The 15,873-nt window shown below is 65.8% G+C and carries 11 protein-coding genes; all 11 read left to right on the forward strand.

Annotated elements, in window-relative coordinates:
- Positions 1 to 80: 80 nt before the first annotated feature.
- The 11 genes from AC07WS_RS22750 (at position 81) to AC07WS_RS22800 (ending at position 15,871) form a co-directional block, all read left to right on the forward strand.
- Positions 81 to 1,517, forward strand: a complete 1,437-nt coding sequence (locus tag AC07WS_RS22750) for a glucoamylase family protein (RefSeq protein ID WP_494731273.1) — start codon at positions 81 to 83, stop codon at positions 1,515 to 1,517.
- A 2-nt stretch (positions 1,518 to 1,519) separates the two neighbouring features.
- Positions 1,520 to 2,782 (forward strand): sugar ABC transporter substrate-binding protein, encoded by a 1,263-nt coding sequence (locus AC07WS_RS22755; RefSeq protein WP_494731274.1) that lies wholly within the window; start codon positions 1,520 to 1,522, stop codon positions 2,780 to 2,782.
- A complete protein-coding gene (locus AC07WS_RS22760; RefSeq protein ID WP_494731275.1) occupies positions 2,779 to 3,654 on the forward strand; it encodes a carbohydrate ABC transporter permease in 876 nt (291 codons plus the stop codon). The genes AC07WS_RS22755 and AC07WS_RS22760 overlap by 4 nt, the downstream gene beginning before the upstream one ends.
- Positions 3,651 to 4,481 carry a carbohydrate ABC transporter permease gene (locus AC07WS_RS22765; protein ID WP_494731276.1) on the forward strand — a complete coding sequence of 277 codons (831 nt, stop codon included), beginning with the start codon at positions 3,651 to 3,653 and terminating at the stop codon, positions 4,479 to 4,481. The genes AC07WS_RS22760 and AC07WS_RS22765 overlap by 4 nt, the downstream gene beginning before the upstream one ends.
- Positions 4,478 to 7,627, forward strand: coding sequence for a discoidin domain-containing protein (locus AC07WS_RS22770; protein ID WP_494731277.1), 3,150 nt, complete (start codon positions 4,478 to 4,480; stop codon positions 7,625 to 7,627). Before AC07WS_RS22765 ends, AC07WS_RS22770 begins: the two co-directional genes overlap by 4 nt.
- 24 nt (positions 7,628 to 7,651) lie before the next feature.
- Positions 7,652 to 9,010, forward strand: a complete 1,359-nt coding sequence (locus tag AC07WS_RS22775) for a GH1 family beta-glucosidase (RefSeq protein WP_494731278.1) — start codon at positions 7,652 to 7,654, stop codon at positions 9,008 to 9,010.
- A 4-nt stretch (positions 9,011 to 9,014) separates the two neighbouring features.
- Positions 9,015 to 12,815 (forward strand): GH36-type glycosyl hydrolase domain-containing protein, encoded by a 3,801-nt coding sequence (locus AC07WS_RS22780; protein ID WP_494731279.1) that lies wholly within the window; start codon positions 9,015 to 9,017, stop codon positions 12,813 to 12,815.
- Positions 12,816 to 12,827: 12 nt separating this feature from the next.
- Positions 12,828 to 13,907 carry an ABC transporter ATP-binding protein gene (locus AC07WS_RS22785; protein WP_494731280.1) on the forward strand — a complete coding sequence of 360 codons (1,080 nt, stop codon included), beginning with the start codon at positions 12,828 to 12,830 and terminating at the stop codon, positions 13,905 to 13,907.
- Positions 13,908 to 13,998: 91 nt separating this feature from the next.
- Positions 13,999 to 14,286, forward strand: coding sequence for an autorepressor SdpR family transcription factor (locus AC07WS_RS22790; protein WP_494731281.1), 288 nt, complete (start codon positions 13,999 to 14,001; stop codon positions 14,284 to 14,286).
- The gene (locus tag AC07WS_RS22795; RefSeq protein ID WP_494731282.1) at positions 14,283 to 14,930 is read left to right on the forward strand and encodes an SdpI family protein; all 648 of its coding nucleotides are present in this window, start codon (positions 14,283 to 14,285) and stop codon (positions 14,928 to 14,930) included. The genes AC07WS_RS22790 and AC07WS_RS22795 overlap by 4 nt, the downstream gene beginning before the upstream one ends.
- Positions 14,931 to 14,932: 2 nt before the next feature.
- Positions 14,933 to 15,871 (forward strand): alpha/beta hydrolase, encoded by a 939-nt coding sequence (locus AC07WS_RS22800; RefSeq protein ID WP_494731283.1) that lies wholly within the window; start codon positions 14,933 to 14,935, stop codon positions 15,869 to 15,871.
- The last annotated feature ends 2 nt before the right edge of the window (positions 15,872 to 15,873 follow it).

The following is a 15,873-nucleotide window of genomic DNA, read 5'->3' on the forward strand; positions in this document are numbered from 1 at the left end:
GTGTAGTGCCGCTTCCTGTCGAAGGGAAGCGGCGGTTTCCTGACGCGCCTCGTGCGCTCGCCATTGGAAGAAAACGATCCATGTCATTTGCCATGCCCCTCACCCTGCGCCGTACGCCCCATGTGCTGGCCGGCCTCGCCCTTGCTGTTTCCGCGTTGTTCTCCGGCGCCGCAGCCGCCCGCGACAACCAGCTGCCGCCACTGTTCGACCAGCTGGAACAACGAACCTTCGACTTTTTCTGGAACACCGCCAACCCCGCCAACGGCCTGGTGCCGGATCGCTATCCGACGCCGTCGTTCTCCAGTGTGGCGGCGGTGGGCTTCGGATTGACCGCGTATCCGGTCGGCGTCGAACGCGGCTACATCACGCGCCAGCAGGCGCGCGACCGCACGCTGGCCACTTTGCGCTTCTTCCGCAACGCGCCGCAGGGCGCGGCCAAAGGCACCAGCACCAGCGGCTACAAGGGATTCTTCTATCATTTCCTCGACATGAAGACGGGGCTGCGCTACAACGACAAGGTTGAACTGTCCACCGTGGACACGGCGCTGTTCCTGGCCGGCGCCTTGTTCAGCCTATCCTACTTCGACGGCGACGACGCCGCCGAGAAGGAAATCCGCAAGCTGGCGACGGAAATCTACGAGCGTGTGGACTGGACCTGGGCGCAGGCGCGCAAGCCATCCATCGCGCTGGGCTGGCATCCCGAGTCGGGCTTCATCGGCTACGACTGGAAGGGCTACAACGAGGCGATGCTGATCTACGTGTTGGCGTTGGGTTCTTCATCGCATCCGGTGCAGCCGGAGGCCTGGAAGGCCTGGACCAGCAACTACGCCAGGAGCCTGGAGGGCAAGGGCGATAAGGAACACCTGGGTTTCCCGTCCATGTTCATCCACCAGTACAGCCATGTGTGGATCGACTTCCGCAACATCCGCGACGACTACATGCGCGAACGCGGCTACGACTATTTCGAAAACAGCCGCCGCGCCACCTACGCGCAGCGCGACTACGCTATCAGCAATCCTCTGCGCTGCAAAGGTTACGGCGCCAACGTCTGGGGCATCACCGCCAGCGACGGCCCGGTCGACAAGACATTGGAATATGAAGGCCAGAAGCTGCCGTTCCATACCTACGCCGCGCGCGGCATCGGCGGCGTGAAAACCTACGACGATTGCACGCTGGCGCCGACCGCCGTCGCCGCGTCGCTGCCGTTCGCGCCGGAGATCGTCATCCCCGCCGTGCTGGAAATGAAGCAGCGCTATGGAGACTTCATCTACGACCGCTACGGCTTCCTGGATGCGTTCAATCCGAGCTTTGAATACAAGGTGCCGTTGCAGCAGGGCCGCATGGTGGCCGGCCAAGGCTGGGTGGACACCGACTACCTCGGCATCGATCAGGGCCCAATCATCGCCATGACCGAGAACTACCGCAGTGACCTGGTGTGGCGCGTCATGCGCGGCAATCCGGCCATCCGTCGCGGGCTTGAACGCGCCGGCTTCACCGGTGGCTGGCTGTCGAAATGAGCATGCGCTTTACTCCGGCCCTGCTGGTGCTGGCCTTCGCCGCGCTGCTGTCCTCCTGCGCTCCGCGCCGGGAGGAGGGCGTGGTGTTGAAGTTCTGGGCCATGGGGCGCGAGGGCGAGGTGGTCACCGCCCTGTTGCCGGAGTTCGAACGCAGCCATCCCGGTGTGCGCGTCGAAGTGCAGCAGCTGCCGTGGACAGCGGCGCATGAAAAGCTGCTGACCGCGTTCGCCGGCGACGTGATGCCGGATATTTTCCAGCTCGGGAATACGTGGGTCCCCGAGTTCAAGGCCATCGGCGCCTTGCGCGCATTGGATGGCGAGGTGGCGGCGTCGCAGCTGGTGGCTCCCGCCGATTACTTCCCCGGCATATGGGACACCAACATTGTCGATGGCAAGCTGTGGGGCGTTCCCTGGTATGTCGACACGCGTGTGATGTTCTACCGCCGCGACATGCTGGCCCGCGCTGGCTACGCGAAGCCGCCGCAGAACTGGGCGGACTGGATGAAGGCGATGAGCGCGATCAAACGCATCGTCGGCCCGGACAACTACGCCATCCTGCTGCCCAGCGACGAATTCGAGCCGCTGCTGGCGCTGGCCCTGCAGCAGGACGAACCGCTGCTGCGCGACGGCGGCCGGTACGGCAATTTCCGCACGCCGGGATTCCAACGCAGCCTGCAGCTGTATGCGGACATGTATTCGCAGAAGCTAGTGCCGCTCAACCGCATCACGAATGTATATCACGAATTCGGCATGGGTTACGTGTCCTTCTACATTTCCGGCCCGTGGAATATGGGCGAGTTCAAACGCCGCCTGCCAGCGGACCAGCAGGACAGCTGGATGACGGCCATCCTGCCAGGTCCGAGCGGCCCTGCGGCATCGGTGGCGGGCGGCTCCAGCCTGGTGCTGGCCGCGTCGTCCAAACACCAGCGCGAGGCCTGGCAGTTGATCGAGTACCTGTCGCGCACCGACACCATGGCGCGCTTTCATGAGCTGACCGGCGACCTGCCGCCGCGCCGCAGCAACTGGTCGCATCCGCGCCTGGCGAACGACAAGTACGCCAGGGCCTTCGGCGAGCAGCTGGAGCGCGTCAAGCCCGCGCCCAAGGTGCCGGAGTGGGAGCAGATCGCGACCGAGATGCGCCTGGTGACCGAGCGCGTAACGCACGGCGAGCTGACCGTCGAACAGGCCGCAGCCGATCTGGATGCGAAGGCCGACCATATCCTCGAAAAGCGCCGCTGGATGCTGGCGCGGAGGGAGGGCAAATGAACTCGCAACGCGCCGCATGGTGCTTCGCCGGACCTGCACTGCTGGTCATCGGCGTGTTCTTCTTCCTGCCGGTGCTGGCGGCGCTGGCCATGAGCCTGACCGACTTCGACATCTACGCGCTGGCCGACCTGCGCAACCTGCGTTTCGTCGGCCTGCGCAATTACGCCGAGCTGCTGCAAACGCCGCTGTTCTGGCAGGCGCTGGGCAATACGCTGTACTTCGTCGTGGTGGGCGTGCCGTTGTCGATCGCCGCCTCGCTTGGCGCCGCGCTGCTGCTGCATTCGCGGCTGACGCGCTTCAAGGGCCTGTTCCGCACCGCCTTCTTCGCGCCGGTGGTGACGTCGCTGGTGGCGGTGGCGGTGATCTGGCGCTACCTGCTGCACACGCGCTACGGCATGATCAACCAAGGCCTGGAAATGCTGGGTATCTCGCCGGTGGATTGGCTCAACGATCCGCACTGGGCGATGCCGGCGATTATCCTGTTCGCGCTGTGGAAGAACTTCGGCTACAACATGATCATCTTCCTGGCCGGGCTGCAAAGCATCCCCGAAGATTTGTACGAGGCGGCGGGCCTGGACGGCGCGGGCGTGTGGCAGCAGTTCCGCTACATCACCTGGCCGATGCTGGGACCGACGCTGCTGATGGTCAGCATCCTGAGCATGTCCGGCTACTTCCAGCTGTTCGCCGAACCGTATGTGATGACGCAGGGCGGGCCGGTGCAAAGCACGGTCAGCGTGTTGTACTTCATGTATGAGCAGGGCTTCAAGTGGTGGAACCTGGGCGCGGCGTCGGCCGTGGCCTTCATCCTGTTCGCGATCATGTTCTGCGTCACGCTGCTGCAACTGCGCGTCGCCAAAGGAGTGGACGCATGAGCGCCCTGCATAACAAACCGCGCGCGCTGCTGCTCAATGCCCTGATGCTGGGCGCCGGCGCGCTGACGCTGTTCCCTCTGTTGTGGATGGTGTCGACATCGCTGATGGCGCCGGGCGAATCGAGCAGCTTCCCGCTGCCGCTGCTGCCGCGCTCCGCCACGCTGCACAACTACCGCGAGTTGTTCAGCCACGCGGGCATCGGCCAGTACCTGCTCAACAGCGTGCTGCTGTCATGCGCAGCGACGCTGCTGTCGTTGCTGTTCAACGTGAGCGCCGGCTATGCGTTCGCCAAGCTGCGCTTCCAGGGGCGGGACCGAATCTTCAAGGTCATGCTGGGCGCGTTGGTGATACCGAGCCAGGTGGCGATGCTGCCGCTGTTCCTTCTGCTGAAGTATATGGGGCTGGTGAACAGCTACGGCGCCGTGCTGGTGCCGGCCATGGCGGGCATCTTCGGCATCTTCCTGGTGCGGCAGTATGCGTTGACGATACCGGACGCCCTGCTGGAGGCGGCGCGCATGGACGGCGCCAGCGAGTTCCAGATCTTCCGCATCATCGTGCTGCCGCTGCTGACGCCCATCCTGGTCACGCTGGGGATCTTCACTTTCCTCGGCACGTGGAACGATTTCATGTGGCCGTTGATCGTCTTGACCGACAAGGACTTGTACACGCTGCCGGTGGCGCTGGCGTCCCTGTCGCGCGAGCACGTGCAGGACAATGAGCTGATGATGGCCGGCTCGGTGCTGACCATCCTGCCGGTGCTGCTGTTGTTCCTCGGCCTGCAGCGCTACTACATTCAGGGCTTGCTGGTGGGGAGCGTCAAAGGATGATGCGCCTCTTCACACTATTGGCCGCGCTGTGGACGACGCTGACGGCGCATGCAGGGGTGCTCGACGATTTTTCGAATATCGCCCAGTGGCAGGCGCAGGCTTCCGATGGCGTGCAGTCCAGGGCCAGTGCCGCCGACGGCGGCCTGCGGCTGGATTTCGACTTCGCGGGCCGTGGCGGCTATGCCTTCGTGCGCCGCAGCCTGCCGCTCGATCTGCCGGAGAACTACGAGATATCGTTCTACATCCGCGCCGATGCGCCGGTCAATCATTTTGAGTTCAAGCTGACCGACGCCGGCGGCGACAACGTCTGGTGGTTCCAGCAGCAGAACTACGTTTTCCCGAAACAATGGCAGCTTGTGCGCGTCAAGAAGCGCCAGATCCTGTTCGCATGGGGGCCGGTCAAGGACCATGCGTTGACTCACGCCGACCGTATCGAGTTCGTGGTCAGTGCGGGCAGTGGCGGCGGCAGTGGCTCGGTGTACATCCGCCAGTTGGCGATCCGCGAGCTGCCGCCCACGCCCAAGGCATGGCCACGGGCCACGGCGCAAGCATCGTCGGCCGCCGTGCGGGGCGGGGCGGCGCTGGCATTGGATGGCGATGCGGCGACTGCGTGGATCAGCGCCGCGGGGAAACGGCAGCAGCTCGTGATCGATCTCGGCGCCGAGCGCGAATTCGGAGGGCTGGTGCTGCACTGGCAGGGGCGCCGCTATGCGCGCCGCTACGATATCGATTTGTCCGCCGATGGCAGCAACTGGCGCACGGTGCGCCGCGTCGTTGACGGCAATGGCGGCGACGATCCGCTGCGGTTGGCGGAGTCCGAAGCACGTTACATCCGCCTCACCTTGCACGAAGGTCCGGCGGAAAGCTACGCGTTGGCTGAAGTGGAGCTGAAAGACCTGGCCTACGGCGCCACGCCCAACGACTTCATCTCCGCAGTGGCGCAAGGCGCGCAACGCGGCCTGTATCCACGCGGCTTCTCCGGCCAGCAGCCTTATTGGACGCTGGTGGGCGTGGATGGCGGCGGCGACCATAGCGCGCTGATTTCCGAGGACGGCGCCATCGAGTCGCGTCAGGGCGGTTTCTCGGTCGAGCCGTTTGTCGAGGATGGCGGAAAGCTGGTCAGCTGGGCCGACGTCAAAGTCAGCCAGAGCCTGCGCGACGGCTATCTGCCCGTGCCCACGGTGCAGTGGCGGCATCCCTCATGGACGCTGGACGTGACTGCGGCGGCGGCGGGCACACCCGCGTTATCGCAGCTGCTGGCCCGCTACGCACTGAAAAACCTCACCGGCGCAAGCAGGAAACTGAAGCTGGTGCTGGCCGTGCGGCCATTCCAGGTGAACGCGCCGCGCCAGTTCCTCAACACGCCGGGCGGCTTCAGTGCGATCAATGACCTGGCGTGGGACGGCAAGGCACTGACGATCAACGGTGATGCCAAGGTCTATCCGCTGGAGCGTCCGGCCAACGTGGCGCTGGCGTCGTTCGATGCCGGCCTGTTGCCGGGCGGCGCAGGCGTGGCGGCGTCCCGTGCATCCTCCGCCGTCGCGCGAATGGCGCACGACGACACCGGCATGGCCTCCGCCGCATTGACCTATGAGATCACATTGCCGCCGTACGGCAGTGTGGTGCTGGGAGCTGTCCTGCCCATGGCCGGCGGCGCCGAAGCTCCCGCACCGGCGGGGGAGCACGCCGCCTGGCTGACGCGGGAGCAGGAAAAAGTATCGAACGAATGGCGCGCCAGGCTCAATCAGGTCACGCTCCACATGCCGCCAGCCGGCCAGCACATGGCCGACACGCTGCGTTCATCGCTGGCCCACATCCTGATGACCCGCGAGGGCGCGGCGCTGCAGCCAGGCACGCGCTCCTACCGCCGCTCCTGGATACGCGACGGCGCCATGATGTCCGAAGCGTTGCTGCGACTCGGTCAGCCCGCCATCGCCGCCGACTATCTGCGCTGGTACGCGCCATACCAGTTCGACAACGGCAAAGTGCCATGTTGCGTAGACCGTCGCGGCGCCGATCCGGTGCCGGAGAACGACAGCCACGGCCAGCTGATCTTCCTCGCCGCCGAACTGTATCGCTACACGCAGGACAAGGCCGCACTGACCGCTGCCTGGCCGCACATGGAGGCCGCTGCGCGCTACATGGAGACGCTGCGCCAATCCGAACGCACGGCCGCCAACCAGACACCGGAACGCCGTACATTCTTTGGCCTGATGCCGGCATCGATCAGCCATGAAGGCTATTCCGAAAAGCCGATGCACTCCTACTGGGACGATTTCTGGGCCCTGCGCGGTTACAAGGACGCGGCCGACATGGCGGCGATACTGGGCGACGGCGCCGCCGCACAGCGGCTCTCGGCCCAGCGCGACGAATTCCGCCGCGACCTTTACGCGTCGCTGGCCGCCAGCACCTCCGCGCACAATGTGAACTATCTGCCCGGTGCGGCGGAGTTGGGCGACTTCGATCCCACGTCGTCCACCATTGCGCTGACGCCCGGCGGCGAACAGAAGCAGTTGCCGCCGGCGTTGCTGCAGGCGACCTACGAAAAATACTGGGACTTCTTCCGCGCCCGCCGCGACGGCAGCAAGACGTGGGAAGACTACACGCCCTACGAACTGCGCAATGTCAGCGCCTTCATCCGCCTGGGCTGGCGCGAGCGCGCCGCCGAGCTGCTGGACTACTTCTACGCCGACCAGCGCCCGACCGCGTGGAACCAGTGGGCCGAAGTGGTCGGCCGCGATGCGCGCCAGCCGCGCTTCCTCGGCGATATGCCGCACGGATGGATCTCATCCGACTACATCCGCGCCGCACTCGATTCCTTCGCCTACGAACGCGAATCCGACCACGCGCTGCTGCTGGGCGAGGGCATCCCCGGCGTCTGGCTGCAAGGCGACGGCATCGGCCTGCGCGGCTTGCGCACGCCATACGGCCCGCTCAGCTACACGCTGGCGGCGCGGGGTGGCCGTCTCACACTGCGCATAGATGTCATGCCGCGCATGCCGCCCGGCGGCCTGATTTTCAATTGGCCCTGGGCCGGCACGCCAGGCGCCGTGCGCCTGAACGGCCAACCGGCGGCCTTGCAGGGCAGGCAGATCACGATCACCAGTCTTCCAGCGGTTTTGCAGATCGATGCAGCACCGTTTTAACTTCCGCCTCAAAGGGATTTTTACATGAACAAAGCAATTCAATTTCCAGCCAACTTCCTGTGGGGCAGCGCCACGTCGGCCTACCAGATCGAAGGATCGCCGCTGGCCGACGGCGCGGGAGCCAGCATCTGGCAGCGTTTCTGCGCGGTCCCCGGCAATGTGCGCGACGGCGACCACGGCGACGTAGCCTGCGATCACTACAACCGCTACAAGGAGGACGTGGCCTTGATGGTCAAACTGGGATTGAAGGCCTATCGTTTCAGCGTATCGTGGAGCCGCATCCTGCCGCAAGGTCGTGGCGCGGTGAACCAGGCCGGCCTGGATTTCTACAGCCGCCTGATCGACGAGCTGCTCGCCAACGACATCGAACCGATGCTGACGTTGTACCACTGGGACTTGCCGGCGGCGCTGGATGATCGCGGCGGCTGGCTCAATCCCGATATCGCCGACTGGTTCGCCGACTACGCGCGCGTGCTGTTCCGCGCTTTCGACGGCCGCGTCAAATCCTGGGCTACGCTGAACGAGCCATGGGTGGTGACGGACGGCGGCTACCTGCACGGCACCTTGGCTCCCGGCCATCGCAGCCTGCACGAGGCGGCGCTGGCAAGCCACAATCTGATGCGCGCCCACGGCAGCGCCGTCAAGGCCTACCGCGAAGAGGGCAAGTACCAGATCGGCATCGTCGTTAACATCGAGCCGAAATATCCGGCCAGCCAGTCGCAGGCCGACCTCGATGCGACCCGCCGCGCGGACGCTTATATGAACCGCCAGTACCTGGACCCGATCTTCCTCGGCAGTTATCCGCCGGAGATGAAGGAGATATTCGGTGATGCATGGCCCGCCTGGCCGGCGGCGGACTTTGAGTTGATCGGCCAGAAGCTGGACTTCGTCGGCATCAACTACTACACCCGCAGCGTGGTCCGGCACGAACCGGCGCACTGGCCGCTGCGCGCAGCGGCGGTTCGCCAGACGCAGGCCACCTATACTGAAACCGGCTGGGAGGTATTCCCGCAAGGGCTGACCGATACGCTGGTCAACTTCAAACAGCGCTACGGCGACACGCCGCTGTATGTGATGGAGAACGGCTCCGCCTTCTACGATCCGCCGCAGGCGGAGGACGGCCGGGTGCACGATCCCCTGCGTATGAGCTGCCTGCGCAAGAACATGGGCGCGTTGCACGCCGCGCTGGAGCTGGGCGTGGACCTGCGCGGCTACATGGTGTGGTCGCTGCTGGACAATCTGGAATGGTCGCTGGGCTTTTCCAAGCGCTTCGGCATCATCCACGTCAACTTTGAAACCCAGCAGCGCACCCTGAAGGACAGCGCGCTGCTGTACGCCGACATCGTCGCCAGCAATGGCGCTTGCCTGAACCAACCGGTATAACGCCATGCCCACTCCAGAACTGTCGCGCCACGCGCAACTGCTGTCCAACGGCAGATTTACCACCCTGATCACCGGCAGCGGCACTGGTTTCAGCCGCATCGGCGATGTCATGCTGTCGCGCTGGAACGGCGACCGCATCGAGGACGCGGAAGGCTATTTTTTCTATTTGCGCGACGCGGTAAGCGGCCAACTTTGGTCCTTGGGCGCGCAGCCCGGTGCGGCCGATGCGGCCGGCGTGCAGCGTTCGGCGGGCGGCGATGCCGGTAGCTGCTGGATAAGCGCGATTGCCCATGGCATCGAGGCGCGCATGGAAGTCGCCGTCGATCCGCAGCGCGACGTGGAACTGCGCAGCGTCTTGCTGAGTAATTTGTCGGATTGCGAACGGACCATTGAATTGACCAGTTACCTGGAGGTGGTGCTGAACCGGCAGTCCGACGAAGCGTCGCATCCGGCGTTCTCCAAGCTGTTTGTGCAGACGGAGTTAGATGCCGCCACCGGCGCCTTGCTGGCGCGGCGCCGTCCTCGCGGCGAAGGGGAGGCCGGCTTGTGGATGGTGCACGCCGCGGCCGGCGGCGCGGCGGCAGGATGCGAGACGGATCGCACCCGCTTTATCGGCCGCGGGCGCGACCTGCGCGCGCCGGCGGGGCTGGATGGTGAATTGTCCGCCACTGTCGGCAATGTGCTCGATCCGGCCTTCAGTCTGCGGCGCAGCGCCGTGCTCCAGCCGGGCGAACAGGTGCGGCTGGTCTTCATGCTGGGCGCGGCGCCGGGCCGCGAACAGGCGTTGGCGCTGGCATCGGCAATGGATGGCGACGGCCAGCCGCTGTTCGACGCCGCGCGCGCCGCGAGCAGGGTGTTGCAGCAGCGGATCGGGCTCACGGACACACAGGCCGAATACTGCCAGCGCCTGGCGGGCGCCATGCTATACGGCCAGTCGGCTGTGCGCGTGCCGGCTTCCACGGCGGCTATCGCCAGTGCGGTATTGAGCGCCTCTCCCGGCGTCGCCACGACGGCCAGCACGCTGCCGGCCGGCCCGATGATATTGTTGCGCAGTGTGAGCCGGGTGGACGCCAGTGTCGATCTGGTGCTGCGCGCGCGGCGCTATTGGGTCGCCTTGGGCTTGCCGCTGAACGTGCTGTTGCTGGCTGCCGACGGCGATTGGCCGGAGCAGGAGGGCGTCTATCGGTGCAAACCGGACGATATCGCGCCGGCCGACATGGCGAACATCGAACTGAATGCCCTGCTGATCGTGCGCGGCGGCTTGCCCTCGCTGGGGGATCTCGACGGCGCCGCGCACGTGCCGCTGCCTGCGCCGACAGCGCTGGCGGATGGCCCCTCTGCGTTGCCGGATCGCTCGCCGCTCCGGTTCTTCAACGGTAACGGCGGCTTCTCCGAGAATGGCGACGAATACGTGATCCGCCTGGACTGGGATGCGAAGCGCGGCTTGCACCGGCCACCGCTGGCATGGACCAACGCCATCTCCAACGAAGGTTTCGGCTTCCTGGTCAGCGAGAGCGGCGCAGGCTACACGTGGAGCCGCAACAGCCGCGTGCACCGCCTGACGCCGTGGTCCAACGACCCTATCCGCGATCCGCACGGCGAAGCGCTCTATCTGCGCGACGAGGACAGCGGAGCTTTCTGGTCTCCGCTCCCCGGTCCTGTGCCCGCCGGCGCGGGCTACGAGGTGGCGCACGGCTTTGGCTATTCCCGCTTCAATCACGTCAGCCACGGGCTAGAGCAGGAAACCGTCATGTTCGTGCCGCGCCATGATCCGGTGAAGATTGTGCGTGTGCGCGTGACCAATCGCGGCGCCGCAACGCGGAGACTGTCGCTGTACTCCTACCAGCGCCTGGTGTTGGGCGGCTCTCCGGCTGACAGCAGCCGTTTCGTCGTAACCGAACATGACGCCAGCGGCATGCTGCTCGCCCATAATCCGCTGGCAGGGCAATTCGCCGACGGCGTGACCTTCGCCGCCGCATTGGCCGGTCCCGGCGCGGCCGTGTACCACAGCGCCGACCGCGCCGCCTTCATCGGCCGCCACGGCAGTCCGGCGAATCCTGCGGCGTTGACGGCGGCGCGGCTTGATGGCACCACCGGCGCCGGCCTTGATCCCTGCGCGGCATTCCAGGCAGTGTATGAACTGGCGCCCGGTGCCACGCTGGAATGCGTGTTCCTGCTGGGCGAAACGGTGGAGCGCGAGGCCGCGCTGGACCTGGTGCGGCGCTACAGGTCGCCGGACGCGGTGCAAAAGGCATTCGACGAGATCACGGCGTTCTGGCGCCGTACCGTGGGCGCGGTGCAGGTGACGACACCGATGCCTGCCGTGGACCTGATGCAGAACGGCTGGCTGGCCTATCAAAACCTCAGCTGCCGCATCTGGGGGCGATCGGCTTTCTATCAATCCGGCGGAGCGCTGGGCTACCGCGACCAGCTGCAGGATTCCAGTGCGATGATCTACGCCCGACCCGACCTGACGCGCCAGCAGATCCGCATACACGCCGCGCACCAGTTTGTGGAAGGCGACGTGCTGCACTGGTGGCACACGGCGCCGATGGAGCAGGGCCTGCGCACGCGCTTCTCGGACGATCTGCTCTGGCTGCCGTACATAACTGCCTTCTACATCGGCACCACCGGCGACTGGGGCGTGCTTGATGAAGTCGAACCGTTCCTGACGGCGCCCCTGCTGGAGGAAGGCGAGGACGAAGTCTACTTGAAGCCCGAACTGTCCGGCACCAGCGGCGACGTCTACGAGCATTGCTGCCGAGCGCTGGACCGCTCGCTGACACAAGGCGCGCACGGCCTGCCGTTGATGGGCACCGGCGACTGGAACGACGGCATGAACCGCGTCGGCCGCGAGGGACGTGGCGAGAGTGTGTGGATGGGCTTTTTCCTGTCCCGCATCATCAAGGACTTCCTGCCGATCTGCGAGAAGCGCGGCGACAGCACGCGCGTGATGTACTACAGCGCCTATCACGACCATCTCGACCACGCGCTGAACGCCGAGGGCTGGGATGGCGAATGGTATCGCCGCGCCTTCTACGACAACGGCGCGGTGATCGGCTCCAGGGAAAGCGACGAGTGCAAGATCGACGCGCTGGCACAGGCCTGGGCCGTCATCTCGGAAGTGGCGCCGCCGCAGCGCGCCAATCAGGCGCTCGACGCGATGGAGCAGCGGCTGGTGTCCGAGCAGGACAAGCTGATACGCCTGTTGACGCCAGCCTTCGTCAACACGCCCAATGATCCCGGTTATATCAAGGGCTACGTGGCCGGTGTGCGCGAGAACGGCGGGCAGTACACGCATGCCGCCTGCTGGGCCGTGCGGGCGATGGCCGAGGCGGGGCGCCGCGACCGCGCCGCAACGCTGCTGGAGATGCTCAGCCCCGTCAGCCACGCGCTGGACCCTGCGGCGGTGGGCGTGTATCAGGTCGAACCCTATGTGATCGCCGCCGACATCTACGGCGAAGCACCGCACGTCGGGCGTGGCGGCTGGACGTGGTACACCGGCTCTTCGGGATGGATGTACCGCGTCGGACTTGAATCGGTGCTCGGCTTCCGCATCGAAGGCGGCAACACCATCGTGATGGCACCCCGCATTCCGGACGAATGGCCGGAGTTCAGCATCCTCCACCAGCTGCCGGATGCCGGCGGCAGCTACGAGATCATTGTGCGCAATCCGCAGCGCAGCGCCGGCGCCGTGCTGGCCGCCGCGCTGGATGGCGTGCCGCTGGCGGTGTACGACGGCGTGGCGCGCATACCGATGCAGCGCGACGGTGCGGCGCATCGCGTCGAACTGGTGTTGGGCTAACAGGGGAATGGAATGGCTGGACTGGAAATACAAGGCATCAAAAAAGGGTTTGGCCAGCAGCAGATCCTGCGCGGCATAGACCTGAGCATCGCCGACGGCGAGTTCGTGGTGTTCGTCGGCCCATCCGGCTGCGGCAAGTCGACGCTGTTGCGCACCATCTGCGGACTGGAAGACAGCGACGAGGGCGCGGTGCTTATCGGCGGCAAGGACATGACCAAGGTGGCGCCGGCGGCGCGCGGCATCGCCATGGTGTTCCAGAGTTACGCGCTGTATCCGCATATGACGGTGTACGACAACATGGCCTTCGCGCTGAAGCTGGCAGGCCTGCCGGAGGAGGAGATTCACAGAAAAGTGGAGCAGGCGGCGGCCATCCTGCGCATCGGGCCACTGTTGCTGCGCAAGCCCAGGGAGCTCTCCGGCGGCCAGCGGCAGCGGGTGGCGATAGGCCGCGCCATCGTGCGCCAGCCGCAGGTGTTCCTGTTCGACGAGCCGCTGTCGAACCTCGACGCTGCGCTGCGGGTGCAGATGCGTATCGAGTTGAAGAACCTGCACCGCACGCTGCGCAGCACGATGATCTACGTGACGCACGACCAGGTGGAGGCGATGACGCTGGCCGACCGCATCGTGGTGCTGCGCGGCGGCGTGGTGGAGCAGGTGGGCGCGCCGCTGGATCTGTACCAGCGTCCCGCCAACCTGTTCGTGGCCGGCTTCCTCGGTTCTCCGGCCATGAACTTCATCGGCGGCACGGTGGAGCAGCTGGCGCCGCAGGCGATGGCCGTGCGGCTGGCCGGCGGCGCGGTGGTGCTGGTGGCCCCGCGCGCCGGCCTGGCCGTGGGCGACGGCGTCACACTTGGCGTGCGCGCGGAGCACATGGCGCTGGAGGCCGCGGGCGGCGAGGGCATCGCCGTCACGGTGCTGGCGGCGGAGCTGCTGGGCGATACCAGCTATGTCTACCTGACGCCGGACGGCGGCGCGACGCAGTTCATCGCCCGTATCGACCCGGAAGTGCGCTGGCAGAACGGCCAGTTGGCGGCGGTGAGGGTGGAGCCTGCGCGCTGGCACATGTTCGACGGCGGCGGCCTGGCCATCTAGCCCGGCGATGCGGCGGCAGCGAAAATCGCTTGACCGCCGTTTTTTACCGGTCTATAGTTAGATAACTGTCTAATTAGATGTCTGCCTTAATATGAATGCTTCCAACAACGCCTTCAAGGCCATCGCCGATCCGGCGCGGCGCGAGATACTGCGCCTGCTGCGTCCCGGCGAGATGACTGCCGGCGACCTGGCGGCGCATTTCGACATGAGCAAACCCACCATGTCGCACCACTTCGCGGTGCTGGCGGACGCCGACCTGATCACCCGCCGCCGCGAAGGGCAGACCATCTGGTACGGCTTGAACACCACGGTGCTGCAGGACGTGCTGTCGTGGATGATGGACCTGACCGGCCCCGAAACCAAAGCGAGGAAAAAATGAGAACACGCTATCTGCTGTTTTGCTTTGTATTGATCGCCGCCGCATGCGCGGCCACTGCTTACTTCTGGGCGCAACTGCCCGAGCGCGTGCCGGTGCATTGGGATGCGTCCGGCGCGGTCAACGGCTATGGTCCGCGCGCGGCCCTATGGCTGCTGGGCCCCGGCTTGATGGCGATGGTGGCTGTCACGGGCGCGGTAATGCCTGGCATGTCGCCGCGCCGCTTCGAGATAGCGGGCTTTGAGTCGACGTACTACTACGTGAGCGGCGTGGTCGTCTGCCTGCTCGGCTACGTCTACGCGCTGATACTGGCCGCCTCGCTGCACGAACCGGTGCCGATGGGGCGCGCCGTCCCGGCAGCCATATTCGTGCTGCTTATCCTGGTCGGCAACCCGCTGGGCAAGGTGCGCCGCAACTTCTTCATGGGCATCCGCACGCCGTGGACGCTGGCCAGCGAGCGGGTTTGGTACGCCACGCACCGCCTGGCGGCGCGCTTGATGGTGGCCAGCGGGGTACTGGGCCTGTTCGCTCTTTGGCTCGGCGTCCCGGTATGGGCCTGGCTGGCGTTGATGCTGGCATGGGCGCCGCTGGCGGTGCTCTACTCGCTGCTGCTTTATAAACGTCTTCCTCACCAGATCGGAGAATAACTATGCGCTTCAAGTTTCTGCTGTCTTTGCTGATATTGTCGGTGTCCGCCCACGCGGCCCAGCGGCCGGTTTCGCTCGATGTGGGCGGCGGTACCCTGTATGGAACGGAGCTGCTGCCGGAAGGCGGCGGCAAGGTGCCGGTGGTGCTGCTGCACGCCGGCTCCGGGCCGACTGATCGCGACGGCAACAACAAGCTGCTGCCGGGGCCTAACGATTCGCTGCGCATGGTGGCAGAGGCGCTGGCCAGCCGGGGCATCGCGTCGGTACGCTACGACAAGCGCGCCATCGGCGCCAGCGCGCTGCCGGTGTGGAAGGAGCAGGACTTGCGCCTCGATGACTACATCGACGACGCCGCCGCGTGGCTGCGCAAGCTGCGCGCCGATCCGCGCTTCTCGCGCGTGGTGATGGCGGGGCATAGCGAAGGGGCGCAGATCGCCGCCGAGGCCTGCAAGCAGGCGGCCACCGACGCCTGCGTGCTGATCGCCGGCGCCGGCCATCCGCTGGATGAGATACTGCGCGACCAGCTGAAGACCAAGCTGCCGCCGCCCCTGTTCGATCAGAACGAGCGCATACTGGCTGCCCTCAAGCAGGGCAAGACGGTTGACGATGTGCCGCAGGGCTTGATGATGCTGTACCACCCGTCGGTGCAGCCTTACCTGATCTCGTCGCTGAAGCACGATCCGCGCGCGGCGGTTGCGGCGCTGGCGATGCCGGTGCTGATCCTGCAGGGCACCTCGGACATCCAGGTGCAGACGTCGGAGGCGCAGGCGCTGGCCGCTGCCGCACCGCGCGCCAGGCTGGTGGTGGTCGAAGGCATGAACCACGTGCTGAAGATGGTCGGCAGCGACCAGGCCTTGCAGATGAAATCCTATAGCAGCCCCGATCTGCCGGTGTCGCCGCAGTTGATCGACGCCCTGAGCAGCTTCGTCAAGGCGCCGTAAAC

The sequence above is a fragment of the Duganella sp. GW821-FHT01E12 genome, from assembly GCF_059422325.1.

Bases quoted from the DNA above. Each gene is read 5' to 3' on its own strand.
- AC07WS_RS22750 (WP_494731273.1), top strand. From the start codon at position 81: ATGTCATTTGCCATGCCCCTCACCCTGCGCCGTACGCCCCATGTGCTG.
- AC07WS_RS22780 (WP_494731279.1), top strand. From the start codon at position 9,015: ATGCCCACTCCAGAACTGTCGCGCCACGCGCAACTGCTGTCCAACGGC.
- AC07WS_RS22770 (WP_494731277.1), top strand. From the start codon at position 4,478: ATGATGCGCCTCTTCACACTATTGGCCGCGCTGTGGACGACGCTGACG.
- AC07WS_RS22800 (WP_494731283.1), top strand. From the start codon at position 14,933: ATGCGCTTCAAGTTTCTGCTGTCTTTGCTGATATTGTCGGTGTCCGCC.
- AC07WS_RS22795 (WP_494731282.1), top strand. From the start codon at position 14,283: ATGAGAACACGCTATCTGCTGTTTTGCTTTGTATTGATCGCCGCCGCA.
- AC07WS_RS22790 (WP_494731281.1), top strand. From the start codon at position 13,999: ATGAATGCTTCCAACAACGCCTTCAAGGCCATCGCCGATCCGGCGCGG.
- AC07WS_RS22765 (WP_494731276.1), top strand. From the start codon at position 3,651: ATGAGCGCCCTGCATAACAAACCGCGCGCGCTGCTGCTCAATGCCCTG.
- AC07WS_RS22785 (WP_494731280.1), top strand. From the start codon at position 12,828: ATGGCTGGACTGGAAATACAAGGCATCAAAAAAGGGTTTGGCCAGCAG.
- AC07WS_RS22755 (WP_494731274.1), top strand. From the start codon at position 1,520: ATGCGCTTTACTCCGGCCCTGCTGGTGCTGGCCTTCGCCGCGCTGCTG.
- AC07WS_RS22760 (WP_494731275.1), top strand. From the start codon at position 2,779: ATGAACTCGCAACGCGCCGCATGGTGCTTCGCCGGACCTGCACTGCTG.
- AC07WS_RS22775 (WP_494731278.1), top strand. From the start codon at position 7,652: ATGAACAAAGCAATTCAATTTCCAGCCAACTTCCTGTGGGGCAGCGCC.